This window comes from Usitatibacter rugosus (assembly GCF_013003965.1).
Classification (GTDB): domain Bacteria; phylum Pseudomonadota; class Gammaproteobacteria; order Burkholderiales; family Usitatibacteraceae; genus Usitatibacter; species Usitatibacter rugosus.
Genome location: NZ_CP053069.1, coordinates 3414683 through 3440492, shown reverse-complemented (window position 1 = coordinate 3440492; position 25810 = coordinate 3414683). Strand labels below are relative to the sequence as shown.

At 62.9% G+C, this 25810-nt stretch carries 24 protein-coding genes; 19 read left to right on the top strand and 5 right to left on the bottom strand.

The window, feature by feature from the left end:
- Positions 1-7 precede the first annotated feature (7 nt).
- From DSM104443_RS16230 to DSM104443_RS16220, 3 genes are read left to right on the top strand one after another with little or no spacing between them, the layout of a single operon-like run.
- On the top strand, positions 8-3151 hold the full coding sequence (locus DSM104443_RS16230) for an efflux RND transporter permease subunit (protein WP_171094059.1): 3144 nt from the start codon (positions 8-10) through the stop codon (positions 3149-3151).
- Positions 3141-4547: an efflux transporter outer membrane subunit gene (locus tag DSM104443_RS16225; protein ID WP_171094057.1), complete on the top strand. Its 1407-nt coding sequence runs from the start codon at positions 3141-3143 to the stop codon at positions 4545-4547. Before DSM104443_RS16230 ends, DSM104443_RS16225 begins: the two co-directional genes overlap by 11 nt.
- Positions 4544-5329 (top strand): FUSC family protein, encoded by a 786-nt coding sequence (locus DSM104443_RS16220; RefSeq protein ID WP_171094055.1) that lies wholly within the window; start codon positions 4544-4546, stop codon positions 5327-5329. Before DSM104443_RS16225 ends, DSM104443_RS16220 begins: the two co-directional genes overlap by 4 nt.
- Here DSM104443_RS16220 and DSM104443_RS16215 read toward each other — a convergent pair.
- From DSM104443_RS16215 to DSM104443_RS16200, 4 genes are read right to left on the bottom strand one after another with little or no spacing between them, the layout of a single operon-like run.
- Positions 5316-5891, bottom strand: coding sequence for a YSC84-related protein (locus tag DSM104443_RS16215; protein ID WP_171094052.1), 576 nt, complete (start codon positions 5889-5891; stop codon positions 5316-5318). The two genes, DSM104443_RS16220 and DSM104443_RS16215, sit on opposite strands and share 14 nt — an antisense overlap.
- 27 nt (positions 5892-5918) lie before the next feature.
- Complete coding sequence (locus tag DSM104443_RS16210; protein WP_171094050.1) at positions 5919-7052, bottom strand: hypothetical protein; 1134 nt, start codon at positions 7050-7052, stop codon at positions 5919-5921.
- Between the two features lie 13 nt (positions 7053-7065).
- Positions 7066-8766 carry an aspartate:alanine exchanger family transporter gene (locus DSM104443_RS16205; protein ID WP_171094048.1) on the bottom strand — a complete coding sequence of 567 codons (1701 nt, stop codon included), beginning with the start codon at positions 8764-8766 and terminating at the stop codon, positions 7066-7068.
- A 34-nt stretch (positions 8767-8800) separates the two neighbouring features.
- Positions 8801-11599, bottom strand: a complete 2799-nt coding sequence (locus DSM104443_RS16200) for an aminotransferase class I/II-fold pyridoxal phosphate-dependent enzyme (RefSeq protein WP_171094046.1) — start codon at positions 11597-11599, stop codon at positions 8801-8803.
- Positions 11600-12041: 442 nt separating this feature from the next.
- On the opposite strand from DSM104443_RS16200, the gene DSM104443_RS16195 reads away from it, so the two are divergent.
- The 16 genes from DSM104443_RS16195 to DSM104443_RS16125 all read left to right on the top strand — a co-directional run bounded on the left by DSM104443_RS16195 (position 12042) and on the right by DSM104443_RS16125 (position 24558).
- Positions 12042-14933: a ribonucleoside-diphosphate reductase subunit alpha gene (locus DSM104443_RS16195; protein ID WP_171094044.1), complete on the top strand. Its 2892-nt coding sequence runs from the start codon at positions 12042-12044 to the stop codon at positions 14931-14933.
- Positions 14915-15286, top strand: coding sequence for a hypothetical protein (locus DSM104443_RS16190; RefSeq protein ID WP_171094042.1), 372 nt, complete (start codon positions 14915-14917; stop codon positions 15284-15286). The genes DSM104443_RS16195 and DSM104443_RS16190 overlap by 19 nt, the downstream gene beginning before the upstream one ends.
- Positions 15287-15288: 2 nt before the next feature.
- Positions 15289-15765, top strand: a complete 477-nt coding sequence (locus DSM104443_RS16185; RefSeq protein ID WP_171094040.1) for a hypothetical protein — start codon at positions 15289-15291, stop codon at positions 15763-15765.
- Positions 15766-15809: 44 nt separating this feature from the next.
- Positions 15810-16133, top strand: coding sequence for an HNH endonuclease signature motif containing protein (locus DSM104443_RS16180; protein WP_171094039.1), 324 nt, complete (start codon positions 15810-15812; stop codon positions 16131-16133).
- A 24-nt stretch (positions 16134-16157) separates the two neighbouring features.
- Entirely contained in the window at positions 16158-17300 is a 1143-nt protein-coding gene (locus tag DSM104443_RS16175; RefSeq protein WP_171094037.1) for a ribonucleotide-diphosphate reductase subunit beta, read from the top strand.
- Positions 17301-17425: 125 nt separating this feature from the next.
- Positions 17426-17905 carry a TIR domain-containing protein gene (locus tag DSM104443_RS16170; protein WP_171094036.1) on the top strand — a complete coding sequence of 160 codons (480 nt, stop codon included), beginning with the start codon at positions 17426-17428 and terminating at the stop codon, positions 17903-17905.
- A gap of 3 nt (positions 17906-17908) precedes the next feature.
- Positions 17909-18505, top strand: a complete 597-nt coding sequence (locus DSM104443_RS16165; RefSeq protein WP_171094033.1) for an Nmad2 family putative nucleotide modification protein — start codon at positions 17909-17911, stop codon at positions 18503-18505.
- Positions 18490-19602, top strand: a complete 1113-nt coding sequence (locus DSM104443_RS16160; protein ID WP_246232310.1) for a pyrophosphatase — start codon at positions 18490-18492, stop codon at positions 19600-19602. The genes DSM104443_RS16165 and DSM104443_RS16160 overlap by 16 nt, the downstream gene beginning before the upstream one ends.
- A gap of 20 nt (positions 19603-19622) precedes the next feature.
- On the top strand, positions 19623-20273 hold the full coding sequence (locus tag DSM104443_RS22210) for a uracil-DNA glycosylase (RefSeq protein WP_425509633.1): 651 nt from the start codon (positions 19623-19625) through the stop codon (positions 20271-20273).
- An 85-nt stretch (positions 20274-20358) separates the two neighbouring features.
- Positions 20359-20982, top strand: a complete 624-nt coding sequence (locus DSM104443_RS22205; protein ID WP_171094032.1) for a TIR domain-containing protein — start codon at positions 20359-20361, stop codon at positions 20980-20982.
- Between the two features lie 221 nt (positions 20983-21203).
- The gene (locus tag DSM104443_RS16150; protein ID WP_171094030.1) at positions 21204-22184 is read left to right on the top strand and encodes a toll/interleukin-1 receptor domain-containing protein; all 981 of its coding nucleotides are present in this window, start codon (positions 21204-21206) and stop codon (positions 22182-22184) included.
- On the top strand, positions 22181-22996 hold the full coding sequence (locus DSM104443_RS22200) for a hypothetical protein (RefSeq protein ID WP_171094028.1): 816 nt from the start codon (positions 22181-22183) through the stop codon (positions 22994-22996). Before DSM104443_RS16150 ends, DSM104443_RS22200 begins: the two co-directional genes overlap by 4 nt.
- Before the next feature lie 99 nt (positions 22997-23095).
- Positions 23096-23602: a DUF1993 domain-containing protein gene (locus DSM104443_RS16140; protein ID WP_171094026.1), complete on the top strand. Its 507-nt coding sequence runs from the start codon at positions 23096-23098 to the stop codon at positions 23600-23602.
- A gap of 6 nt (positions 23603-23608) precedes the next feature.
- Complete coding sequence (locus DSM104443_RS16135; protein WP_171094024.1) at positions 23609-23896, top strand: hypothetical protein; 288 nt, start codon at positions 23609-23611, stop codon at positions 23894-23896.
- Complete coding sequence (locus DSM104443_RS16130) at positions 23897-24148, top strand: hypothetical protein (RefSeq protein ID WP_171094023.1); 252 nt, start codon at positions 23897-23899, stop codon at positions 24146-24148.
- Positions 24149-24177: 29 nt separating this feature from the next.
- Complete coding sequence (locus DSM104443_RS16125; RefSeq protein ID WP_171094021.1) at positions 24178-24558, top strand: hypothetical protein; 381 nt, start codon at positions 24178-24180, stop codon at positions 24556-24558.
- A 791-nt stretch (positions 24559-25349) separates the two neighbouring features.
- Here DSM104443_RS16125 and trxC read toward each other — a convergent pair.
- Positions 25350-25775: a thioredoxin TrxC gene (gene trxC, locus DSM104443_RS16120; protein WP_171094019.1), complete on the bottom strand. Its 426-nt coding sequence runs from the start codon at positions 25773-25775 to the stop codon at positions 25350-25352.
- Between the last annotated feature and the right edge of the window lie 35 nt (positions 25776-25810).

Genomic DNA, 25810 nt, shown 5'->3' with positions numbered 1-25810 from the left:
CCGCGAAATGTTCTCCAAGTTCTTCATCGAGCGACCGATCTTCGCGAGCGTCATCTCGATCATCATCGTGCTGGGCGGCCTGGGCGCGATGAAGGCGCTCTCGATCGAGCAGTACCCGAACCTGTTGCCCCCCGTGGTCTCGGTGAGCGCGTTCTACTCCGGCGCCTCGCCCGACGTGATCTCGCAGACCGTCGCCGCTCCGATCGAGCAGCAGGTGAACGGCGTCGAGGACATGATCTACCTGCAGTCGGCCGCCTCCGCCGACGGCACGATGACGCTCAACGTCTACTTCGCGATCGGCACCGATCCCGACCAGGCGACGATCAACGTGAACAACCGCGTGCAGGCCGCGCTCCCGGTGCTGCCCGAGGAAGTGAAGCGCCAGGGCGTCACGGTGAAGAAGAAGTCCACGTCGATCCTCCTCTTCGCCTCGATCACCTCGGACAATCCCGCGCACGACCAGGTGTTCCTCTCGAACTACGTGGATCTCAACATCCTCGACGAGATGAAGCGCATCCCCGGCGTCGGCGACGCGACGATCATGGGCGCCAAGGACTACGCGATGCGCATCTGGCTGCGGCCGGACCGCCTCTCGCAGCTTGGCCTCACGCCCACCGACGTCGTGAACGCGATCAAGGAGCAGAACGCGCAGTTCGCCGCGGGCAAGATCGGTGCCGAGCCCCTCAACAAGCCCGTCGAGTTCACGTACACGGTGACCACGAAGGGCCGCCTCGAGGAGCCCGAGGAGTTCGCCGAGATCATCATCCGCTCGTCGTCCGACGGCTCGCGCATCCGCGTGAAGGACGTGGCGCGGGTCGAGATCGCGGCCAAGGACTACTCGATGCAGGCGCGCGTGAACGGCAAGCCCGCCGCGCTGATCGGCATCTACCAGCAGCCCGGCGCCAACGCGCTCGGCGTGGCGGACAAGGTCTACGAGACGCTGGAGAACGCCAAGGCCCGCTTCCCGCAGGGCATGCGCTACGACGTGCCTTACGACACGACGACCTTCGTGCGCATCTCGGTGAAGGAAGTCGTGCACACGCTCTTCGAGGCGATCGTGCTCGTGTTCCTCGTGGTGTTCCTCTTCCTGCAGAACATCCGCGCGACGCTGATCCCCTCGATCGCCGTGCCGATCTCGCTCATCGGCACCTTCGCGGGCATGTATGCCCTCGGTTTCTCGATCAATTTGCTGACGCTCTTCGGCCTGGTGCTCGCCATCGGCATCGTCGTGGACGACGCGATCGTGGTGCTGGAGAACGTCGAGCGTTTGATGAAGGAGGAGCATCTCTCGCCGAAGGACGCGGCCATCAAGGCGATGGAAGAGGTCTCCGGCCCGGTGGTGGCGATCGTGCTCGTGCTCTGCGCCGTGTTCGTCCCCGTGGCGTTCATGGGAGGCTTCACCGGCCAGATGTACAAGCAGTTCGCGGTGACGATCGCGATCTCGGTGACCATCTCGGGCATCGTCGCGCTCACGTTGACGCCCGCCCTGTGCGCGATCCTCCTCAAGCCCGGGCACCACGAGCCCAACCGCTTCTTCCGCGCGTTCAACACCGGCTTCGAGAAGCTCACGCAGAAGTTCGCGGGCGGCGTCGCGTTCATCTCGCGGCGGGTGGCCATCGCGTTCACGCTCATCCTGGTGCTGCTGGGGTGCATGTTCCTGCTCTTCAAGCACGTGCCGGGCGGGCTCGTCCCCGACGAGGACCAGGGCTACATCATGATGGCCTCGATCATGCCGGACGCGGCCTCGTTCAGCCGCGCCGACGCGACGATCCGCGGCGCCGAGGCCGTCATCGGCAAGTTCCCGGAGACCAAGTACATCATCGCGCTGCCGGGCTATGACCTGCTCTCCAGCACCATCCGCCCCAACGCCGGCGCGATGTTCATCACGCTCAAGGATTGGGAGGAGCGGAAGGGCCCGGGCCAGGATTCGTTCGCGCTCGCCAAGAGAGCCCTCGCCGCCAACGGGGCCGTGAAGGAAGGCCTGCTCTTCGCCTTCAACCCGCCGCCGATCATCGGACTCTCCACCACGGGCGGCGTCGAGGCCTACCTGCAGAGCCGCACCGGCGCGCCGTCCGCCGCGATCGGCGCCGAGGCCCAGAAGGTGGTCGAGGCCGCGCAGAAGCGCCCCGAGTTCGCGAGCATCACGACCACGTTCAAGCCCACGGTGCCGCAAGTCTTCCTCGACGTGGACCGCGAGAAGGCCAAGGCGATCGGCGTGCCCGTGAACTCGATCTTCGACGCGTTGCAGGCCACGTTCGGCTCGCTGTACGTGAACGACTTCAACAAGTTCGGCCGCACGTACAAGGTGCAGATCCAGAGCGAGGCGGATTTCCGCGCGAACCCGGAGGACATCCGCAACGTCTTCGTGCGCTCGAATACCGGCGACATGATTCCGCTGAACGCGCTCGTGCGGACCTCGAAGATCCCGGGTCCGGAGCTGGTGGAGCGCTTCAACGTGTTCCCCGCGGCGAAGATCGTCGCGACGCCCGCGCAGGGCACGTCCACGGGCCAGGTCATCGCCGCGCTGGAGGAGGTGGTGAACGAGGTGTCCACCACGGACTACTCGCTCGCGTGGACCGGCAGCGCGTTCCAGGAGAAGCAGGCGTCGGGCACCGCGGTGTTCGCGTTCGGCTTCGGCATCATCATGGTGTTCCTGATCCTCGCGGCGCAGTACGAGCGTTGGTCGCTGCCGTTCGCGGTGATCACGGCCGTGCCGTTCGCGCTCTTCGGCGCCGTCCTCGCGGTGTGGCTGCGCGGCCTCAACAACGACGTGTACTTCCAGGTGGGCCTCGTGACCCTCGTGGGCCTCGCGGCGAAGAACGCGATCCTGATCGTGGAATTCGCCGTGCTCAAGATGGAGGAGGGCTTGCCGCCGGGCGAGGCGGCGATCGAATCGGCGCGGCAACGCTTCCGGCCGATCGTGATGACCTCGCTTGCGTTCATCCTCGGCTGCGTGCCGCTCGTGCTCTCCAGCGGCGCGGGTGCGGCGAGCCGCCATGCGCTCGGCTGGCCCGTGATCGGCGGCATGCTCGCGGCGACCTTCATCGCGATCTTCTTCGTGCCGCTCTTCTTCCGGCTGATCATCGGCTCCGGCGGGAAGAAGTCCGCGCCACCGCCGGCGGCCGTTCCGGAGGCGGGCCATGACGACTAGGCCGCTCGCCATCACGGCCATCGCGGCGCTGCTCGCCGCGTGCACGCCGCAATACAACCTGCCGCCCACCGAGGCGCCGGCGGGCATGGTCGTCACGCCGGTCGTGAAGGACTGGTGGAAGAGCTTCCAGGACCCGGTGCTGGACCAGGCGATCGCCATGGCCTTCGCGCAGAGCCCGACGCTCGAGGCCGCGATGGCGCGCGTGGATGCCTCGCAGGCCCGACTCGGCGCCTCGCGCTCCTTCCTCTTCCCGTCGTTCGACGCCCAGGCTGGCGCCGGCCGCGCGCGCCTCTCGCAGGATACGAACCCGCCGCCCACGGGTCCCACCACGGTTTATCAAGCGGGGCTCACCGCGTCGTGGGAGGTCGATCTCTGGGGACGGCTGCGCAATGAGGTGGCCGCATCCCGGTCCGATCTCCTCGCCTCCACATACGCGCGCGATGCGGTGGAGCTCGAGCTCGCTTCGCAGGTGGCGCTCACCTACTTCCTCATCCGCTCGCTCGATGCGCAGCTCGACGTCGCCCGCAGGACGCTCGAGTCGCGCGTGGCCTCGTACGACCTGCGCCTGAAGCGCTTCTCGCGTGGCATCACCTCCGAGCTCGACGTGCGCCAGGCGGAGAACGAGCTCGCCACCGCGCGCGCCGCCATCCCCGACATCCAGGATGCGCTCTCCAGCGCCGAAGGCTCCTTCGCGGCGCTGACCGGCATGAGCCCGCGCGAGCTCGTGGAAGGCGGCGTGGTCCGCGGCAAGGACATCGACGTGATCCCCGTGCCGCCCGCGCTGCCCGAGGGCATGCCTTCGGATCTATTGCTTCGCCGCCCCGACATCCAGGAAGCGGAGCAGACCTTGCGGGCGGCCCAGGCGCGCATCGCCGGTGCCCGCGCGGCTTACTTCCCGGTCATCGGCCTCACCGGCGCCTATGGCGGCGAGAGCCTCGCGTTCGGCGACCTCTTCTCGGGGCCGGCGCGCGCGTGGAGCTTCGTGGGCGCGCTCACCATGCCGGTCTTCAACAGCGGGCGGACGGCGGCCCAGGTCGATCTCGCCACGGCGAGCGAGCGCGCGGCGATCGCGGCGTACCGCAACACGGTGATCCAGGCGTTCGCGGAGACGCGCTCCGCGCTCACGGCCACGCGCCAGTCCTCGGAGCGCGTGTCGGCGCGCCAGCAGTCGGTCAGCGCGCTACGCCGCGCCTACCGGCTCGCGAACCTGCGCTACGACAACGGTTACTCGAGCTACCTCGACCTCCTCGATGCGGAGCGCCAGCTCTTCGCGGCCGAGCTCTCCGTGGCCGACGCGCAGCGCCTGCAGCTCTCCGCGGTCGTGGCGCTCTACCGCGCGCTGGGCGGCGGCTGGGTGCCGCCCGAACCGCCCCCGAAGCCGCCCGCGCAGCAGTGACGTTCAAGCTGAACGGCTCGCAGTGGCGCTATTGCGCCAAGGTCGGCATCGCGGCCGGACTGGGCTACCTGCTCACGCTCGGGCAATACAACCAGTACGCGGTCTACAGCGCGTTCACGGCGTCGCTGGTCGTCGGCACCAGCGTCGGCGAGGACCTCGCCACGTCCATGAACCGCGTGAAGGGCACGATCGCGGGGATGGCCTCCGCGATGATCATCACCGCGCTCGTGGGCCCCAACTTCTGGTCGGTGGGCGCTTCCGTCGCGCTCACGGCGCTGATCGCGGTGGGCTTCGGCTGGGGCGTGCCGGTGGCGCGGATCGGCGTCACCATCGGCATCATCACGCTCGCCATGCATGGCGCCAATGCCCTCGAGTACGACCTGATGCGCGCGGCGAACACGGCCGTGGGCATCGTGGCGGGGCTCGCCGTGACGTTCTTCGTGTGGCCGGTGCGCGGGCACGACGACCTCCAGCGTGCCGCGCTCCAGGTGCTGCAGGCCACGGCCGGGCTGCTGGACGCGCTGGATCGCGGCGAGATCCGGCCGCGGGTTGCCGAGGGCAAGGTGCACGACGCCATTGCGGCCGTCGTGAAGGCCGTGCGCGACACGCAGCGCGAGCAGAAGGTGGGGCAGGCCATCGACGTCGACGTGGCCCGCGTGATCGCGGTGATGCGGCTGGGGATGGACGCCCTGTCCGCCGCTTTGGCGGAGCAGGGCGCGAACTGCGTGCCGCCGCTGCGCGAGCGGCTGGCGTTGCTGCAGCCTCCGGTTACGCCTTCCTAGGCTTGTAGTTGAATTTCTGCCCGCTGATGGAGGCCTCGTACATCAGGCCGCCCTTGGCGATGGTGAAGGTCGCCATGCCCTTGTTGTACTTGTGGCCCGCGGTGACGGCGTCGTTCTTGCCGCCGCTCGCGCCCGCCGACGAACCGGCCGTGCTGCCCTTCGCGTTGGCCGCCGCCGTGATCGCGACCGCCGAAGCTTCGGCGCCGAACTCGAAGTTGCCGCCGGTGAACTCCTTGAACGCGCGCTCGTCCTCGAAGAACACGATCATGCTGTAGCCCTGGCCTCCGAGCTGCAGCCCGACGCTCACCTGCGTCATCGAGGTGTCGCCGACATACGCCCCCTTCTGGTAGACGTGGCCCTTGCCGTAGGCGCCGCCGATGCCCACGCCGCCTTTCCCGATGTTCGGGAAGACCGCGTACCCATAGGCATTGTCGAAGAACCGGCCGCTCGCGCCGGCTTTCTTGAAGAGGTTGATGGTGTCGCTGTACGAGTCCGCCCAGGCCGACGAGACCGGCACCGCGAGGGCGAGGACAGCGAAGAGGGATGTGAGGAATCGCAACATGGAGGAGCTCCTTTTCTTTGAGTGAGTTCAGGTCGGGGAAACCAGGGTGACTTCCGCGAGGCCCAGTGCTTTGAACGTGGCGTCGGGCGGCCGTTCCCCGGAAAACTGGAAGCACGCCGCGCGCGCCTCGACGACCGGCTGCACGGGATGCGCCTCGATGTAGGCGAGGTAGGCGTCGAGCAGCCGCGTGGCGAGCGCGCCCGACGGGCTTACGATGCCGCCGCGCGCCGCGAGCGTGGGCAGCAGCATGGAGAAATCGCGCTCGAAGTATTCGAAGTGCGTGCATCCGAGGATGAGCGACGTCGCCCGGCGCTGCATGAGGTCCTGCGAGACCTGCGCGAGGTACTCGGAGAGGCGATCGCGCCACTCCATCTTCACGCGGCCCTCCTCGTCGAGGATGTGCGCCACGTCCACGGCCGCCACGAGCTTCTGCGCGTCGCGGGCCACGATGCGTACCGCCTGGGGCAGCTCCGCGGGCGGGTCCCAGTTCACGATCGCCGCGCGCGTGGTGCCGCCGGGCGCCTGCTCGTCCTCGCGCAGCACCCCGATGTGCGGCGTGGTGGCGAAGTCGATGGTGCCGGCCGGCAGCGTGGGACGAAGGCCGGCGGGACCGAACTCGTAGGGCACGAGCGGCAGCTCGTGGCCGATCGCCTTGCTGAGCGCGGCGCGGTGGAGCTGCACGATCACCGCCGCGTGCGACTGGATGGTGGCCGTGAGTTCGGTGCCCAGCACGCCGACGACCTTGGTCCGCAGGTTGGAGCGCGCGTCGAGCACGGTGCGCGCCCGCTCGTAGCCGAGCTCGGCGGCCACCTGGACGACGCTGAACACCTGCGGGCGCGTGCCCGCTTTTCCGGCGCGCCCGAAGTTGCTCCACGCCGCGCTCGCCGTGTTGCACGCGATGCCGATGACCGGGCAGACAGGCGCCAGCCGCTCGATCACCGCGTCGGAGAGGGCGGCGACGTTCTCCTGCGTTCGCTTGCCGTACGGGAGGTTGGCGGTGTCGCCGAAGAAGTACGTTCCGGCGGCAATGCCGGAGTCCTTCAGCATCCGCGCGAGGTAGGAAGCGGCGACCATGCCGCCGCTGCCCGAATCGAAGACGCCGATCGCCTGGTCCCAGCGGGCGGGCACGCTGCCCGCCTGCTTCATGACGAACCCGGCCATCGGCGCCGTACCGCTACTGGGCCAAGACCATCGCGAAGTACCCGAACACCGTGATCAACACCCCCGACACGGCATAACCGACCGGGAAGCCGATCCACGGCACCGAGCTGTTGATCTCGTGCGCCGCCTCGCGGCACGGACCCGAGTGGCTGCGCGCTCCTGCCACGCCGCCCATCAGCACCGCCGGGTTGATCTTGAAGAAGTGATACCCGATGGCCCAAACCACGATCGGCGGGATGGTGCAGGCGATGAAGCCGACGATGAAGATCTTCAGTGCGATCGCGCCCGTGAGCTGCGTGAGCAGCGAGTTGCCCGAGTTGATGCCGACGATGCACACGAAGATGATCAGGCCCATGTCCTCGAGGATGTTCCTCGCGGCGTTCGGCGTGTTGCCGAAGAAGCGCAGCCGCGACTGCAGCGAGGACACGATCACGCCGGCCACCAGCAGGCCGCCCGCGTTGCCCAGGCCCACGTTCGAGCCGAAGGCCGGGAACTGGATCAGGCCGATCACGAAGCCCAGGATCATGCCGATCGAGAGCGTGAGCAGGTCGGTGGCGGTGCTGGGACGGGCGATACGGCCCACCAGGTCGCCCACGCGCTGCACGGCGCTCTTCAAGCCCGCGACGAACACCACGTCCATCCGCTGGAGCTTGATGTCCAGGCCCAGCGGGATCGGGTTGCCGGCGCGCTCGATCTTCGTGATCTGCACCTGGCCCGCCGCATCGGTGTTGCGGAATTCCCGCAAGGGCTTGTCGATGAACTCCTTGTTCGTGACGAGGATCTCGGCCTGGTCGAGCGGGATGTTGAGGACCTTCGCGTCATCCACCTCGCGGCCGATCAAACCCATCTTGTCGGTGAGCGCCGCGCGGGCGCCGCCGAGGGCGATGGAGTCGCCGGACTTCAGCACGAGGTTCGGATCGGCGCCGAGAAGCTCGTCGCCGCGCCGCACGTTCACGATGCGGTACTCCGGGTTCTCCGCCCGGAAGTCCTTGATGGTCTTTCCGTCCCACTTCGCGTTCTCGAGGACGTAGGCCCTCAGGCTGAACTGCTGGTAGCCCGTGAGGCCTTCGCCGTCGGCGCTCTTCACGCCGAATTCCGCCTCGTACTGCTTGGCCGCGGCGCGGGCATCGACACCCCACCACGTCGGCAGGTACTTGCAGATGAGGATGATGCCGACCGTTCCCCAGATATAGGTGATGCCGTAGGAGAGCGCGATCATCGCCGAGACCTGCTCGGCCGTCGTACCGTCCGCCAGCTTCACCGCACCCTGCGTCACGGCCTGCTCCGCCGAGCCGATCGCCGCCGACATCGTCTGCGAGCCGGCAAGCATGCCGCCCGCGGCGCCCATCGGGAGGTCCATCAGCTTCGCGCCGATCACGCAGAGGCCGAGGCCGATGACGCTGGAGACGAAGGCCAGGAACGTGAACTTGAGGCCGTCACCCTTCAGGCTGTTGATGAACGACGGGCCGACCCGCAGGCCCACGCCGTACATGAACAGATAGTAGAAGAGGCTCTTGGCGAAGTTGTTCAGCTCGAGCTTCACGCCGTAGACCGAAGCCCACACCGAGAGCGCGCAGCCCACGACGATCGACGCGGCCACGGCCCCCAAGCCGTAGCCCTTGATCGAGAACTTGCCGATCCACACCGCCAAGCCCACGGTGACGAACAGCAGCATGAACGGATTGGCTGCAAGGAACTTGAAAACGGAATCCATGACGTTGCCCCCTCTATGAGTTGTCCTGACGTCGTTACTTGCGAGCCTTCTTCGCCTTCCGTGCCACCTTCTTCGCTGCCGGCCGTGCCTTCGCTGCCGCGGCCTTGCGCCGGCCTTCGCCCAGTGCCGCCGGCGAGATCAGCTTGAGGCCGAGATCCTTGTCGTACCCATGGATCTCCTTCACGTCGAGCTTGCGCATGAACTCGATCGTGTCGGGCTTGATGACCTGCCCCGGCACCATGATCGGGAAGCCCGGCGGGTAGGGGATCACGAAGTTCGCGGACACGAGCGGCAGCCCGCCGCGCGCGCGCTTGTCGGCCTCGGAGCTGAAGAGCTTCACGTGCTCGCAGCCCTCGGGGTTGTAGGCCATGTAGAAGGCCTCGCGCATGTGGCCCTCGAGCGTGGTGCCCTTCGGGTTGTCGCGGAACTTGTCATGGAAGTAGCTGAAGTTCGGCAGGTTCGGCACGTCCTCCACCAGCGACTTCACGCGCGCGTTGAAGGTCTTGCGCGTGTTCTCGTCGCCGTTGGTGAGCGTGTCATCGACCTTCTTCGCGATCTCGACCAGCACCTTCATCAGGTTCGCCACGTCGCTGCGCGTGTTGTTGATGTTGGTCTGGAAGAGCACGGAGTTGCGCGACGTCTTGTTCAACTGGATGCCGTACTCGGAGGCGAGGATGCCCTTGAACTGCGTCCCGTCGAAGCCCGCGGTGCCGCACATGAGCGTGAGGCGCGTGGGATCGAGGACGAACTCGTCGTCGCGGATCGACTTCACCGCGTCCATCCAGGTGATGCCGTCCTGGATGTGGTCCTTCATTCCCGAGGGGCGGAACTCGGACGGAACCATCTCCTCGACCGAGAGCATGCGGAAGTACTTCGAGACCAGCGGGTGGTTGTTCACGCTGCGGCGCAGCTCCAGTGCCAGCTGGATCGAACGCATTACGAGCTCGTAGCCTTCCAGCTCCATCTGCCGGCGCGCGATGTCGAGCGAGGCGATGATCTGCTGGTTGGGCGACGTGGAGGCGTGCGTGAAGACCGACTCGTGGAAGCTCTCGATGACGGTGTGGAATTCCTCGTCGCCCACGTGGATCTGCGAGCCCTGGCGCAAGGCCGACATCGACTTGTGCGTCGAGGTCGTCGAGTAGATGCGCAGCTTCACCTTCTTCGGGTCCGGGATCAGGCGCGCGTCGAGCAGCCGCTTGTCCTTCGGGTTCAGGTCCTTGCCGAACTTCGCGGCCTGGGCCTTGTACGCCTCGTTATAGGCCGGGTCCTTGAACGCACGCTTCAGCTCATCGCGCGCGCCCATGCCGGTGCGGCCGCGATAGAAGGGCGAGAAGCGGGCGAAGCCGAACCACGCCTCGTCCCACAGGAAGATCAGGTCCGGCTTGATGGCCAGGCACTCCTCCATCACGCGCTTGGTGTTGTAGACGTGGCCGTCGAAGGTGCAGTTGGTGAGGATCACCATCTTCACCTTGGCCAGGCGCCCCGCGGCCTTGAGGTCCAGCAGCGCCTTCTTGATCTCGCGGACCGGCACGCCCCCGTACATCGAGTACTCCGTCATCGGGAACGCTTCGACGTAGTACGGTTGCGCACCGGCGAGCACGCAGCCGTAGTGGTGCGACTTGTGGCAGTTCCGGTCCACCACGACGATGTCGCCCGGCTGCAGCAGCGCCTGCTCGACCATCTTGTTGGAGGTCGAAGTTCCGTTCGTGACCCAGAACACGTGGTCGCACCCGAAGGCGCGGGCCGCCATCTCCTGGCCCTTCTTGATGTTGCCCGTGGGCTCGAGCAGCGAATCCAGGCCGCCGCTGGTGGCCGACGATTCCGCGAGGAAGAGCGTGGGCCCGTAGAACTCGCCCATGTCGCGGATCCAGTTGGACTTGAAGATCGACTTGCCGCGCGCGACCGGCAGCGCGTGGAACGTGCCCACCGGCTTCTGCGCGTACTTCTTCAAATTGTCGAAGAAGGGCGTGGCGTAGCGGTCCTGCACGCCCTGGAGGATCGAGAGGTGGATCTCGAGCGGCTCCTCGACGTCGTAGAAGACGCGGCTCACGCAATCGGCCGCCGGATCGGCCGCGATGGCCTCGGCGTTGCGGTCGGAGAGCAGGAAGATGTCCAGCTCGGGGCGGATCTTCTTGATGGCCTGGGCGAGGCGCACGCCGTAATCGTGGGGCGCCAGGTCGTCGGCCTTGATGTCCAGGTACGCCATGAGGAACTGGCGCATCACGGGCGCGTTGTGCGTGGAGGCGAAGGGGAAGCCGTCATAGATAAGGACGGACTGCACGTTCGTGTTGAGCATGGCGCCCAGGACCGCGTCCTCGAAGTTGCCGACGATCACCGGCTCGTAGATGAAGGCGTCGAGGTTGCGGCGGAGCTTGCGCATGTTCTGGATCTGCGCCGGCCACTTCTGGCTGGGCGAGGGCGCCACGACCAGCACCTCGAAGTAGGGGCGGGCGCTCGGATCGCCCGAGGCCGTGGGCATCTGGCGTTCGCCGCCGCCGGACTGCTCGTCTTCCGTCTCCCACTCGCCGGCTTCCGAGCGGTAGGCGCGCGACATGAGGGATGCGGAGATGCGCTGCACGATGCGAGCCGAGCCCACCGTGTCGCCGGCCTTGATGCGGTCGCGCATCGAGGCCACGAGGCGCGTGCCCGGATAAGCCTGGAAATCCTCGAAGGGCAGCAGCTCCTTTAGCGCTGTATTCACGGCCGTGCGGGACGCGGCGTCGTTCTTCGCCGCCCACACCTGCACGGCGCGGCTCAGCTCGCGCCAGCGATCGAGCCGTGCTTCGGCTCCGGAGAAGAAGTGATCGATGCGGGTGGACGGGGTCGCGGGCATGGGATTTTTCCTCTGATTGAGCTCTGTGTCGGGAGCAAAGATTCTGCGCCCCGCCCCTCTGCGAGGGCACTTGTCCCTTGGGACAAGCTCGTGGACCCCCTCCCGGGGCCGTCACACCCGCGTCATTGCTCAAATCTTGTGCAGGAACCCCTCGCAAGTAGTTGTTTCCCGAGCCATAAATATATTTTCACGCTCGCGCTTGCGCCGTCCGGGCTGCTTCCCTACACTTTGTGCCTGACCCCATACCCACCCACTATATGTTGTGGGTTGGTTGTGGATAAGGGGTAGCAAAACCGGCCTGAAAACCCGGGTTATCCCCAAAGAATACCTAAGCAATACCGGCACTTAGAGCTGCAAAAGCAGCAGCCCGTCCAAAAGACCGCCAACCGGGTCCCAGCGTGCCCCGGGAAGGCCTGAAAACAGATACTTAAGGAGACGACCCATGCGCCTGGCTTCGGATATCCATTCTTCGGCCCCGCTCGCGAATCCCGAACTCATCGAGCCGGCTAGCTCTTCGCCGCAGGATCGATATACCGACTACAAGGTCATCCGAAGAAACGGTGCGGTCGTCGGCTTCGAGCCCGACAAGATCGCCGTTGCGGTGACCAAGGCGTTCCTCGCTGTTGCCGGTGGCACGGCCGCGGCTTCGGCTGGCGTGCGTGAAAAGGTGCAGCGCGTGACGGAAGGCGTTGTCGGTGCATTGCTGCGCCGTCATCCCGCCGGCGGCACGTTCCATATCGAGGATATCCAGGACCAAGTCGAACTGGCATTGATGCGCGGTGGCGAGCACCAGGTCGCCCGCTCGTACGTCCTTTATAGGGAAGAGCGTGCCCGCGAGCGCCAGAAGCGCATCGACGAGGCCAAGGAAGCCCGCGCCCCCAAGATCCACGTCACTGTTAATGGGGGCAAGGAGCCGCTGGATGTCGCCAAGCTGGAAGCGCTGATCGTCTCCGCGTGCCAGAACCTCGGCAAGGACGTCGAGCCCAAGCGCATCCTCGAAGCCACGTTGAAGGACCTGTATGACGGCGTGCCGCTGGACGAGGTGCACAAGTGCGCCATCCTCGCCGCCCGCATGCTGATCGAGCAGGACCCGGACTACACGTACGCGTCCGCCCGCCTCCTCATGCACACCATCCGCCGCGAAGTCCTGGCCGAAGAGGTGACGCACGAGCAGATGGCGAGCCGCTATCTGGAGTACTTCCCCACCTTCATCCACAGCGGCATCAAGGCGCAGCTGCTGGATGAGCGCCTCGGGACCTACGACCTGCAGATGCTCGGTTCGGCCCTCAAGCCCGAGCGCGACCTGCAGTTCGATTACCTCGGCCTGCAGACGCTCTACGACCGCTACTTCCTCCACATCAACGACCACCACATCGAGCTGCCGCAGGCGTTCTTCATGCGCGTCTCGATGGGCCTCGCGTTGAATGAAGTGAACCGCGAAGCCCGCGCGATCGAGTTCTACAACATCCTCTCGACGTTCGACTTCATGTCGTCCACGCCGACGCTGTTCAACTCGGGCACGCTGCGCTCGCAACTCTCGTCCTGCTACCTCACGACGGTGGCCGATGACCTCGACGGCATCTACGAGGCCATCAAAGAGAACGCCTTGCTATCCAAGTTCGCCGGCGGCCTCGGCAACGACTGGACGCCGGTGCGCGCTCTCGGCTCGTACATCAAAGGCACCAACGGCAAGTCGCAGGGCGTGGTCCCGTTCCTGAAGGTGGTGAACGACACCGCCGTCGCCGTGAACCAGGGCGGCAAGCGCAAGGGCGCGGTGTGCTGCTACCTGGAGACGTGGCACCTGGATATCGAGGAATTCCTCGAGCTCCGCAAGAACACGGGCGACGACCGCCGCCGCACGCACGACATGAACACCGCGAACTGGATTCCGGACCTGTTCATGAAGCGTGTGATGGAAGGCGGAGAGTGGACTCTCTTCTCGCCCTCGGATTGCCCGGACCTCCACGACAAGTTCGGCAAGGCCTTCGAAGAGGCCTACAACATCTACGAGAAGAAGGCCGCCCGCGGCGAGATCAAGGTGCACAAGCGCGTGCCGGCGCTCACGCTCTGGCGGAAGCTCCTCACGATGCTCTTCGAGACGGGCCATCCCTGGATCACGTTCAAGGACCCGTGCAACATCCGCTCCCCGCAGCAGCACGTGGGCGTGGTGCACTCCTCGAACCTCTGCACCGAGATCACGCTCAACACCAACGCCACCGAGATCGCCGTCTGCAACCTCGGCTCGGTGAACCTGCCCGCGCACCTGGTGAAGGACGCGAAGGGCAAGGTCACGCTCGACCACGCCAAGCTGAAGAAGACCATCTCGACGGCCATGCGGATGTTGGACAACGTGATCGACATCAACTACTACGCCGTCCGCAAAGCGCACGACAGCAACAAGAAGCACCGCCCGGTGGGCCTGGGGATCATGGGCTTCCAGGATTCGCTGCAGGAGCTGCGCATTCCGTACGCGTCGGATGATGCGGTGGAATTCGCCGACCGTTCGATGGAAGCCGTCTGCTACTACGCGTACTGGGCCTCCACGGAGCTCGCGGAAGAGCGCGGCCGCTACTCGTCGTACACGGGCTCGCTGTGGGACCGCGGCATCCTCCCGCAGGACACGCTCAAGTTGCTGCTCGAAGAGCGCGGTGGCTACGTGGACGTGGACCAATCGGTGAGCATGGAGTGGGACAAGCTCCGCGCCCGCATCAAGCAGCACGGCATGCGCAACAGCAACTGCGTGGCCATCGCCCCGACGGCGACGATCAGCAACATCATCGGCGTGTCGGCCTCGATCGAGCCGAACTACCAGAACCTCTACGTGAAATCGAACCTCTCGGGCGAATTCACGGTGGTGAACGAGCATCTGGTTCGCGACCTCAAGGCGGCGAATCTCTGGGACAACGTGATGGTCTCGGACCTCAAGCACTTCGACGGGTCCATCGGCAAGATCGACCGCGTCCCGCAGGAGATCCGCAACCTCTACGCCACGGCCTTCGAGGTGGATACCAAGTGGCTGGTGGAAGCGGCGGCGCGCCGTCAGAAGTGGATCGACCAGGCGCAGTCGCTCAACATCTACATGGCCGGCGCCAACGGCAAGAAGCTGGACGAGACGTACAAGCTGGCGTGGCTGCGCGGTCTCAAGACCACGTACTACCTGCGCACGCTGTCGGCTTCGTCGGCGGAGAAGTCCACGGGTAAAGGCGGCGAGCTGAACTCGGTGTCGGTCGGTGGCGCGATGGGTGCGATGGGCACGATGGGCGCCGCAGCGGCGGACGAACCGGAGGCCAAGTTCTGCAGCATCGACAATCCCGAATGCGAGGCCTGCCAGTGATTTTCTTCGGGGGCCTTCAGTTCTCGGACCCGACGCCCGTCATGATCTACGGCGGGGCGCCGTTGCCGGCTCTGTATGTGCTCTCGGTCTTCGATGTTCGCGGCAACCCGCAGCCGTACCGCGCGGTCTACATCGGCCAGACGGGCAACGCCGCCGCCAAGCTGGATGTGAACCACCCGGCGGTCGTGCGGTGGACGGAATCCGGCGAAGCCCTCGGCATGCTGAACGTGTGCGTGCTCTACCTCCCGTACGTGCGGGAGAGGGAGCGCGCCATCCTCGCCAACCGCCTCGTGGGCCAGTACGAGCCGGAGCTGAACCGGAAATTCTCGGTCGGCCACCGGATCGCGGATTGAGCATGAGCAAGCACCCGACCACGTCGAACCGCCTCGGCCTGATGTTGAAGCTCGCCGTCGAGGAGAAGGCGCGCGAGCCGGCGAAGCCGCCGCCCTTCGGCCTTCTTCCGGAGTTGCCGCTGGAGATCGCGGTGGAGTGGGTGCAGGCGCGCGATAGCACGTGGTTCAACCTGGACGAGCTGGACTTCGACCACGAGTACTTCCGCCAGGAGCTGACGGGCGTGTACATCGTGTGGAGCGCTCCGGGGCGGTGCCTGCGCGTGGGGCAGGGCGAGATCGCCGTGAAGCTGGATGGCATCCGCCGCGACCCGCAGGTCCGGAGCCTGAGCCTCTTCAGCCCGCTCTTCGCGACGTGGGCACGCATTCCGGACGGACTTTGCGACGGAGTAGAGAAGTACCTCGAGGAGCGCTTCAAGCCGGCCACCGGCGCGCGGGGACTCGATGTGGATGCAATCAAGGTGAACGACCCGGTTCTGTAGCACAGGGAATGCCCGAGACAAGACGAAAGACAACGGAGGCAACCATGTCCTTGCACGAACACATGAATCTCCTGGAAGACCTCAAGCGGGCGGCTTGGGCACGAACGAGCCCGGTCTCCGGCCAGCTCAACTCGTGGGAGTTTCGCAAGGACTGCCTCGGTAATTTGGTGAGGTACCAGGACTACGGCAAGAGAACGTCGCCCTTCGGCTGGGAGCTGGATTTCATCAAGCCCCGCCAGCTCGGCGGCGACACGAACCCGGACAACCTCCAGGCCCTGCACTGGAAGGCGAACGCGGCGAAGAGCGACCAGATCCCCGTTGGCTTGGTGAGCGCCACGGTCATCGATACATCGGTCAAAGCTGCCTGAACACGTAACAGAGGAATCGAACACATGTTGAGCTTCGAAGACGAAACCCCCGTTGCCCGTCCCTCCCTCGGGCTCCAGCAAGTCACGCCGTCCGCCCGCGCCCCCCAGGCCCCGGTGGTGGAAGACGAGAGCCTCGCCCCCGCGGCTCACACCCGCGTGCGTGCCGAGGACAAGCGGATCATCAACGCCCGCACGGACGTGAACCAGCTCGTGCCGTTCAAGTACAAGTGGGCGTGGGAGAAGTACCTCGCCGGCTGCGCGAACCACTGGATGCCGCAAGAGATCAACATGAACCGCGACATCGCCCTCTGGAAGAACCCCAACGGGTTGACCGAGGACGAGCGGCTCATCGTGAAGCGCAACCTCGGCTTCTTCGTCACGGCCGATTCGCTCGCCGCCAACAACATCGTGCTGGGCACCTACCGCCACATCACCGCGCCGGAGTGCCGCCAGTACTTGCTGCGCCAGGCCTTCGAGGAGGCGATCCACACGCACGCCTACCAGTACATCGCGGAGTCGCTCGGCCTGGACGAGAGCGAGATCTTCGCCGCGTACAAGGAAGTGAAGTGCATCCGGGACAAGGACGACTTCCTCATCCCGTTCATCAACACGCTCACCGACCCGAACTTCAAGACCGGCACGCCCGAAACCGACCAGGCCCTGCTGAAGAGCCTGATCGTCTTCAGCTGCATCATGGAAGGCCTGTTCTTCTACGTGGGCTTCGTGCAGATCCTCTCGCTCGGCCGCCAGAACAAGATGACCGGCGCCTCCGAGCAGTACCAGTACATCCTTCGCGACGAGTCGATGCACTGCAACTTCGGCATCGACCTGGTCAACACCATCAAACTCGAGAACCCGCACCTCTGGACGCCGGAGTTCCGGAGAGAGCTGACTGACTTGATGCAGAAGGCGGTTGAACTTGAATACGCTTACGCCGAGGACACCATGCCTCGCGGCGTGCTGGGCCTGAACGCTCCGATGTTCAAGGAGTACCTGCGGTTCGTTGCGAATCGCCGGTGCCAGCAGATCGGCCTAGATCAACTGTACCAAGGCGCTACCAACCCGTTCCCCTGGATGTCGGAACTCATTGATCTTAAGAAGGAAAAGAACTTCTTTGAGACTCGAGTTATTGAGTATCAAACCGGCGGCGCATTGAGCTGGGATTAGCGACCTTAACTCCGTTGAAAGGGCGGCCTTGAGCCGCCCTTTTTTGTTTTCAAACCCTACCTATGAAGGTGGGGCGCCCGTCTACGGTCCCTCCCAATCTGCCGAAGCGCACAGAGGAGATTCGTATGACGAAAAAACAAGTAAAGAACGTCTTTGTAAGCCACATTCACGAAGACGATTCAGGGCTAAAAGAGCTCAAGGCCTTGCTCGACGAAAACGGGTTGACGATTCGCGACTACTCGATCAATTCGAGCAGTCCAAACAATGCTAAATCGGAAACCTACATAAAAAACGAAATCTTGGCCCCGCAGATTTCCGCATGCGACACGCTGGTCGTCTACATCTCGCCGGGCACAAAAGACAGCAAGTACGTTGCATGGGAAATTGAATATGCCGAAAAGCACGACAAGAACATAGTTGGCGTATGGGCCCATGGTGAAAAGGGCTGTGACGTTCCGAAGGCGCTTGCCGACCATGCTGACGCAATCGTGGGGTGGCACGGGACATCAATTGTGGATGCAATCACCGGTACGCAAGTTGGCTACCAGGAGCCCGATGGCTCGCCAACAACGCCGATCAACATCAAGCGCTACCGCTGTAGCTAAGCCATGTTTGTCTACGTGGTCGCCCGAGACTTCGGTTTCGCACCGAACCCCTTTGGAGGCACGTGTTCGCTGGCGACTTGCAAGCCTGAAATACGTCGTCTGGCTCAACTCGACGAATGGGTGATTGGTACAGGCAGCAAGAAGCACGGCCGACAACACTCGATCGTGTACGCGATGCGCGTGACAGAGACAATTACCTTCGATGAGTATTGGAGCGATCCCAGATTCCAGTTCAAGAAACCCCATTTTCGTTCTGGAAAGAAACATGGTTACGGCGACAACATATATAGAAAAGTCGGCGGTGAATGGAGTCAGCTTGATTCACATCACAGCAAAGAAGACGGCAGTCCGAATCCACTCAACATAACCACTGATACCCGAGTTAGTCGGGTACTTCTCTCTGACGACTATGTCTACTGGGGCAGGGCCGGTCCCACGATTCCCGGCCATCTCCTCAAGTTCCAGGGCGAAGACCTCCTAATAGTGAGGGGGCAACGCCATCGAATTTCCGATCAACACCAAGCTGCGTTGGTCGATTGGATTCGATCTTGCGATCAGACGGGATATTGCGGAACTCCGTTGGAGTGGCGGCACAAATGACAGGTCAATCGTGGCGTGAAGCGTTGGTGGAGTACGACCAAAGAATTCGCAGGACTGACCAGATGCCCGTGGCCTTCTTGCCTGTGATCATGGGGATTTTTGGCGAAGCAGGGTCTGCGATGGCGCCCGCAAAGAAACTCCATCGCGAGGGAGTGGCGTACGTGACGTACTTTGCCGCGGCTGAGGAAGAATTCGGAGATCTCTTCTGGTACTTCGCCGCCTTGGCTCGGCGCCTGGACATGTCCATTGTCGAAATCTTTGAGAAGCTTGAGTATGCCGAACCGTCTATCGTCGGGGCTCAGGCGATGGCATGTGCACTTCCCTCGAATGAGGTCGATTCGGCTTTAACAAGTCTCGGCTCGCGTGCGGCACGCTTCTTGGCGCTCAACGAGCCGAATCTACTCAAAGACGAGATGTCGCCATTCGCTGGCGTCTATTTGGATGCTGTACGCGCGACTGGACTTTCATTTGCCGCGATCCTTCGAAGGAACTTGGGCAAGACGGAAGGTCGCTTTGTTGATCCAGATCCCGCTTTGCTTCCTACCTTTGATTCCGGCTTCGATGAAGAAGAGCGCATTCCTGACAAATTCGCGATACGGTTCATCCAGCGAAAGTCTGGAAGATGCCATCTTCAGATGAACGGGGTATTCATTGGCGATCCGCTCACCGACAACATTGCTCCAGGTGACAACTATCGATTCCACGATGTTTTCCATATGGCATATGCCGCAATCTTGCATTGGTCGCCCGTGTTGCGCGCGTTGCTAAAGCGCAAGCGAAAGAGTGTCAGACATACGGACGAAAATGAAGATGGTGGCCGTGCGATTGTTGTTGAGGAAGGCGTTTCGGCACTTCTGTTTTCCTACGCTAAGCAAGTGAACTATTTCGAAGGCGCGACGAGCGTGCCCTACGACCTGCTGAAACAGGTTGAGCAATTTACAAAGGGTTATCAGGTTGAGGAGTGCCCACTAAGACTCTGGGAGCGCGCAATCTTAGATGGATATCAGGCCTTTCGGAGTATGCGAGACGAGGGAGGTGGAATCATTGATGGCGATCGATCTGCTCGGTCAATTTCGTTTAGATCAACAAGGAACTAGGCTTGTCACCCACCCGATTTGTGTCTGAACTTGCCGCCCTACGAATAGCCGATTGCTTCAATCCGTATGGCGAGCAATGTCCGATATTTGATGTTTCCGGGGCGGCCGACCAACGTCGTCAAATACTCGAGGCGATTGTTGCTTCAGCGGCGAGTCGCGGCGCGCGCGCATTGTGGGTCGGCCGCGATCTGGGCCATCGAGGTGGACGCAGAACCGGGCTGGCATTCACCGACGATTTGTCGGCGCCGCTGCACACCGCCCGATGGGGAGTCGAGTTCAAAGCGTCCACGATCGGGCCGCCTGTCAGCGAACGGACGGCGACTCTCGTCTGGTCTGTCCTTCGAGAAGTCGACGACGCGGTCTTTCTTTGGAACGTCTTCCCGCTGCACCCTTTCGTCCGCGACCAACCCTTATCAAATCGCGGGCACACATCACGAGAGCGCGGTGTCGGCGAGGAGTTTCTGCGTACGCTGATTGGTCTCCTCAGGCCGGAAATTGTCTATGGCATTGGAGCTGACGCGTCGAGCACGCTTCGGAGGGTCGCTCAGTGCGAGGTGGTCAGTGTTCGCCATCCGTCGTATGGAGGGCAGTCTCTCTTCCTCAGGCAAATGGAGGACGCTTATGGACCCCTTAAGTTCGCTTCGAGGCGGGCGCAGTCTTCACTGTTGTAGATGCGTAGTCGAAGACGCGCTGCACTAGTTACGTCACGAAATTGCGATTTGGCATGCCTCGAAATCCACATAGGGCGGGGGACGTGTGACTTCGAACGAACGTCATCGAGTCTTTGTGAGCTATCACCACGCGCGGGACCAGGGCTATAGGGAGGCCCTTCGCGACCTCAACAGACGGTACGAGATATTTCTCGATTGGTCTGTCGATACTGGTGATATTGACGAGACTCTTGATGATCAGTCGATTCGCCGAAAAATTCGAGATGAGTATTTGCAAGACTCGTCAGTCACCATTGTGCTCGTCGGTCTTGAGACAAGCCGGCGGAAGCACATCGACTGGGAGATCTATTCAAGCATGTACGACGGCGCTGTGAATAAGCAGTCTGGGATTCTTGCAATAAATCTACCGTCCACTGGGACAACAGACTGTTGGGCGGCCCATGGCGAGGCCGAGAAAAGATCCGTATATCCAGAAATGGAAACATGGTACGGCGTTCCCGCGCGCGCCGATCTTGAGAGAATTCATCCATACCTGCCCGAGCGAATCATCGACAACATACTCACGGGTAGATCCAGGATATCCGTGGTCCCATGGGGAAAGATCGCTAACAGTCCTTCGATACTTGGATTGCTGATCGATGTCACATGTGAGGACAGAGCGCTAAATGAGTACGACCTTAGTCGTCCTATGAGACGGTCGAATTCTTAACGAAGGGTGACGAGAGGGCTATCGTGTCTAGACCACCGCTTCAGGTGTTTTTGATGGTTCAGCCGAGGGACAAAGAGATGGTCCCTTTTTTTGAGGCAGTGGAACGAACCTTAGTTGGCGGCGCAGGGACTGCCGGCTATATCGCTAGTGGCGAAGATCTCGGTATCGAGATACGGCGATTCCGAGGGACTTGGTTGGCCGAGGCGGATCTACTGCCCGCCATGGATGGCGCCGAGCATTCCCTTGTAGTTGCGTTCGTGGACCACCATCTTGTTGAGGATATCGACGCGGGTCGAATGCTAGTCGATGCCTGGAAAATTGCCCGCGATAGCAAAGGGCGGCATTCACTTCTTCTTCTTTGCTTTAACGAACGGGAACGAGACAATTTGATCGGTCGTTATGGCGATCTAAAGTCAAATCAGGCGGTCGTAATCGACCAACTTGGGGAGCGAGCAATTCGCCCGGCACTGGTTGGCGTGAGATTCTTACACGAGTGTCGTAGGCTTCTTGCCACTGCGTTGGAATTGAAAGGGGTGCCAGGATTTCTGCACCTCTTCATTAGTCATGCCAAGTTGGACGGGCTGCCATTGGCGCAGTCATTGCAGCACCACATTAAGACTATTCCGTGGCTCACGGCTTTCTACGATGCGACAGATTTGGCAGGAGTTGTCGATTGGGAAGGTGAACTGGAGCGTTCGGCGTCTACGTCGCTGCTGATCATTCTAAGAACTGATGCCTACGAGCACAGGCCATGGTGCCAAAAGGAGGCCCTTTGGGCCGAAGAGTCGGGAGTTCCTACGGTATTGGTGGAGGCCCGACCGGGGTTGTTTTACCCTGCTGGCGAATTGCCGCTGGAGCGGATGCCTTCTGTGCGAATTCCCGATGGCAATCTTCTTAGGGTGCTTAATGCAGCTCTACGCGAGAGTCTCAGATATCTGCTGTTTCAACGTCGTGTCGTCTCATTGAGGGCAGCCGGGCTTCTAGCTCCGACGTTGCTTGTAAGAGCTTTCTCATATCCGCCTAGCATGTCAGGAATACTCAAAGTCTGTCACGAGATAGGAATGAGCGAAGCCGTCATCATCTATCCAGATCCACAGCTTCGCAGCGGTCCGTTTGAAGCGGCCGAGGCGTTGGTCGCCAAGAAGGCGCCGAACGCTCGACTCACGACACCCACAACACTCTTCGCGAGCCCCCCACCGTGAGCCGCCTCTTAGAGAGCAAGGTTGTTGGTCTATCAATCTCCCCATCGGAAGAGGCGATAGGACTGGGCTTTGATAGTTCTGAAGTCAACAGAATTGTGCTCCGGATGATTGCTGCGTTTCTTTCCCAGGGTGCCCGCGTGGTGCTTGGACATGACTGGCGGGACGACGGAGTGATGGAGGCAGTCTTTGGATTTGTTCAGCGATATCGGTCGCCTGAGGTGAGTGGCGGACCTGCCCTTGTGACCAATGTCCTGCCTTGGCCGAGTCGCTCGCGTCTATCCGAGGATGAGCGTCGCGCGGTCCGTGGGGGAATCGAAATTCACGAGATGGGGCGACCCAAAGAGGCGACCGGCGATGCCGAAGTTGATCGGGTTCTTAGTCTCACCGCCCTTCGGCACGAACTTACTCGCCTAGTCGACGCGAGAGTCTGTGTTGGCGGTCGAAGGTCAGCCTATGAAGGTACGGTGCCGGGAGTTATTGAGGAGGCCGCCGTGGCCTTTGAATCCGAAGTTCCTTTGTACCTAATGGGCTTCCTTAGGGGTGCGGCATCCGAGGTTATAGAGGCTTTACGGCAGCGCTCTCCCGATCAACACGCTTTGCACAAAATTGGGCCTGGCATCTCAGGCACGAGACACTCCCCTGCCGCAATGCTCTTTGGCCGGATCGGAGTGGAGGACGTAGCGCGAATCAATCGACTCACGCCCGCCGAGAACGAGCGTCTATTTTCTGCAACAACTGTCGATGAGGCGATAGACCTAGCGATAGATGGAATTGCGCGAATTCCAACGCGCAAGGATCGCGAGGGTGCGTGAAGTATCGAAGATGAGCGTTGCGATGTATTTTGCACCCGAAGCGAGGGATTGCCTTTCTCCAACGGCTATCATTGTCCTGACACAAACCAGAGAAGACCCATGACAATCTCGATGTACCAAGCCAGCATCCCCACCTTCACCCGCCACCTGAACATCCTCGTCGACATCCTGACGAAGGGCGCGGCCCACGCGGAAGCGAAGAAGATTGACCCCACCGTCTTCATCAACAGCCGCCTCGCCCCCGACATGTTCGCGCTGGCGAAACAGGTGCAGATCGTGTCGGATACCTCCAAGGGCGCATCAGCCCGTCTCGCCCAGGTCGAGCCGCCGTCCTATGAGGACACCGAGACCACCTTCCCGCAGCTGATCGAGCGCGCGAAGAAGACCATCGCCTGGCTGGAGACGCTGAAGCCCGAGCAGATCGACGGAGGCGAGGAGCGCGAGGTGAGCTGGAAGACGCGCACCGCCACGAAGACGATGAAGGGCCAGCCCTACCTGTTCCAGCACGCGCTGCCCAACCTCTTCTTCCACGTGTCGATGGTGTACGCGATCCTGCGTCACAACGGCGTGGAGCTCGGCAAGGGCGATTACCTCGGCAAGCTCTGAGCCCGGATGAAGGTCCACTCGGCGGGCGGCTGGATTGCGATAGGGCTCTTTCTGCTCTTCATCGCCTGGCAGCTCGCCGAGGCCGTGTTCTTCGGCCGCATGGGCGACATCCTGTTCGAAGATGATGACTACATCTACTTCTTCGAGAGCCCCTTCCTCTTCACCATCCAGTTCGTGGTGTTTGCCGCATTCGGGGGCGCCGTCGTCTACGGTGGACTAAAGCAATTCCGCAAAGAGCGGCGGGAGAGGATGGATACGGCCCCGCGCCACACCCACGACGCGCGCAAACACTGAATGAAGGTGCGCTCGGCCGGCGTGTGGATTGCGGCAGCCGTCTTCCTGCTCATCATCGCCTGGCAGGTCGCGCAGGCCGTGCTCTTCGGCCGCATGACCGAGTTCGTGGACGAAGACGAGGACTACATCTTCTTCTTCGAGCAACCTTTCTACTTCATCGTCCAGTTCCTGGTGCTCGTCGGGGTGGGCTACGCGATCGTCCACTACGCACGAAAGAAACACCGCAGGGACCGAAGGCGCAGAATGGACTAGGTCCCCTCAATGACGCCTGGAATCCAACTATGACTACTGAACACGAGCGCGGCGGCCAAGCATCGGAGCCCGTGTTCGGCAAGCCCGAAGGCCGCGACGCCCACGCCCAGTTCACGCTCCCACCGGAGGCGCTCGAGGCGTTGAAGCGAGGCAGCCTGATCGAAGCGATCAAGATCATCCGCGAGAAGAGCGGCGTGGGGCTCGCCGAAGCGAAGAGCATGGTGGAGGAGATCGCGAGGTCGATTCCGAAGGACGGCCGCTTCGGTGACCACACCGCCACTCCTCAATCGGTTCACGCTCGCGCCGGCCTCGGACCCGGAGAAGTGGCGCGCGGTGGCGGCAGCGGCAAATGGCTGGTGCTCATCGCCATTGCTGCGCTCGCCATCCTGGCTGCCCTGTTTTATCGCTAATAGGCTGGCGCCGTGCTGTGACGGATCACCGGCAATAGCCCTTTTCCCGGAATCGAGTCGCCTTCTGCAGGCGGTTCGCAAGTCGGCAGGGCGTGCGCAGCGGAGCCTACGGGACATCTTGGTGAAGCCTCCGGAATCATGGGTAGGGCCAATCTGAGGCCCCGTGACACGCTGGCCAGCTCTGTTTGCTCCTCGTTAAGGGGCCAGGGGGCCGCAAGTACGGTCAGGATCGCGAGAAAAATCAAAGAAGAACCTCTCGAAATGGCTGGGTGATCTCTCCTCGCTGGAGGGCAGCTGGATTGGCGACAGCCACTGCACGATAGCCTTTCTGCAAGCGTATCGATTTGAACGCCAAAGAAATCAAGGGTCGGAGCGGGGCGGGCGGGTCATGTCGCGTGCTACCTGCCGTCTAGCGCTCGGGCCCAACCCCGTCAACGATCGAGTACGCGTTGATTCGAACAGAACCAGAGAAGAGACTCGCGATTTCCCGGCGCATCAATCGCCGAGTAAGCCGCCTTCTTTATTCTGCTTAGTCGCGACGGACACTCAGCCGCCATGAATGCCGGCCTTCAAAGGCAAGAACGCCAGGCAAATCAACGGCCAAGCGATCGATCCGCTGATCCTGCGGATCAATTTGGCGATCCACTGGATCAGCCGAATGCATTTCGCCGTTTCGAGCTACCTCATGCGCTCAAGCGATCCACCGAAGCCGGGGAGGGGAAAGGAGCGGCCACCCAATAATCGGGCGCCGCCCTTGCGGCGCTCGCCGTACTCGCTGCCCTGTTCTGCCGCTAGCGGACGGAGCTCACCCAGCGAACGATGTCCCCGGCGCCCAGCGCGCCGGACTGCCGCGCCACTTCGCGGCCACCCTTGAAGGCGATCATCGTCGGGATGCTGCGGATGCCGTAGCGCGCGGCGAGCGCCTGCTCCGCCTCCGTGTCCACCTTGGCGAAGCGCACCTTCGGCTCCAGTTCCTCCGCGGCCTTCGCGAAGTGCGGCGCCATCATCTTGCAGGGGCCGCACCAGTCGGCCCAGAAGTCCACCACGATGGGGATCTCGTCCTTGCCGAGGTGGGCGTCGAAGCTCGCCTGTGTGAGAGCCACCGGCCCGGCGAAGAGCGGCTTGTGGCAGCGACCGCAGTTGGGCTTGCCGTCGCGATCATCCGGGACGCGGTTCACGGCCTGGCAGTTGGGGCAGAGGATGTGGTGGGTACTCATTTCGATTAGATCGAGGCGAATGCGGCCGGTTCAAG

Coding starts and splice junctions, on each gene's coding strand:
- DSM104443_RS16200 (WP_171094046.1), bottom strand. CDS start 11,599: ATGCCCGCGACCCCGTCCACCCGCATCGATCACTTCTTCTCCGGAGCC.
- DSM104443_RS16180 (WP_171094039.1), top strand. CDS start 15,810: ATGTCCTTGCACGAACACATGAATCTCCTGGAAGACCTCAAGCGGGCG.
- DSM104443_RS16190 (WP_171094042.1), top strand. CDS start 14,915: ATGCGAGGCCTGCCAGTGATTTTCTTCGGGGGCCTTCAGTTCTCGGAC.
- DSM104443_RS16185 (WP_171094040.1), top strand. CDS start 15,289: ATGAGCAAGCACCCGACCACGTCGAACCGCCTCGGCCTGATGTTGAAG.
- trxC (WP_171094019.1), bottom strand. CDS start 25,775: ATGAGTACCCACCACATCCTCTGCCCCAACTGCCAGGCCGTGAACCGC.
- DSM104443_RS16230 (WP_171094059.1), top strand. CDS start 8: ATGTTCTCCAAGTTCTTCATCGAGCGACCGATCTTCGCGAGCGTCATC.
- DSM104443_RS16130 (WP_171094023.1), top strand. CDS start 23,897: ATGAAGGTGCGCTCGGCCGGCGTGTGGATTGCGGCAGCCGTCTTCCTG.
- DSM104443_RS16195 (WP_171094044.1), top strand. CDS start 12,042: ATGCGCCTGGCTTCGGATATCCATTCTTCGGCCCCGCTCGCGAATCCC.
- DSM104443_RS16215 (WP_171094052.1), bottom strand. CDS start 5,891: ATGTTGCGATTCCTCACATCCCTCTTCGCTGTCCTCGCCCTCGCGGTG.
- DSM104443_RS16210 (WP_171094050.1), bottom strand. CDS start 7,052: ATGGCCGGGTTCGTCATGAAGCAGGCGGGCAGCGTGCCCGCCCGCTGG.
- DSM104443_RS16135 (WP_171094024.1), top strand. CDS start 23,609: ATGAAGGTCCACTCGGCGGGCGGCTGGATTGCGATAGGGCTCTTTCTG.
- DSM104443_RS16170 (WP_171094036.1), top strand. CDS start 17,426: ATGACGAAAAAACAAGTAAAGAACGTCTTTGTAAGCCACATTCACGAA.
- DSM104443_RS16150 (WP_171094030.1), top strand. CDS start 21,204: ATGGATGGCGCCGAGCATTCCCTTGTAGTTGCGTTCGTGGACCACCAT.
- DSM104443_RS16165 (WP_171094033.1), top strand. CDS start 17,909: ATGTTTGTCTACGTGGTCGCCCGAGACTTCGGTTTCGCACCGAACCCC.
- DSM104443_RS16175 (WP_171094037.1), top strand. CDS start 16,158: ATGTTGAGCTTCGAAGACGAAACCCCCGTTGCCCGTCCCTCCCTCGGG.
- DSM104443_RS16125 (WP_171094021.1), top strand. CDS start 24,178: ATGACTACTGAACACGAGCGCGGCGGCCAAGCATCGGAGCCCGTGTTC.
- DSM104443_RS16140 (WP_171094026.1), top strand. CDS start 23,096: ATGACAATCTCGATGTACCAAGCCAGCATCCCCACCTTCACCCGCCAC.
- DSM104443_RS16225 (WP_171094057.1), top strand. CDS start 3,141: ATGACGACTAGGCCGCTCGCCATCACGGCCATCGCGGCGCTGCTCGCC.
- DSM104443_RS16205 (WP_171094048.1), bottom strand. CDS start 8,766: ATGGATTCCGTTTTCAAGTTCCTTGCAGCCAATCCGTTCATGCTGCTG.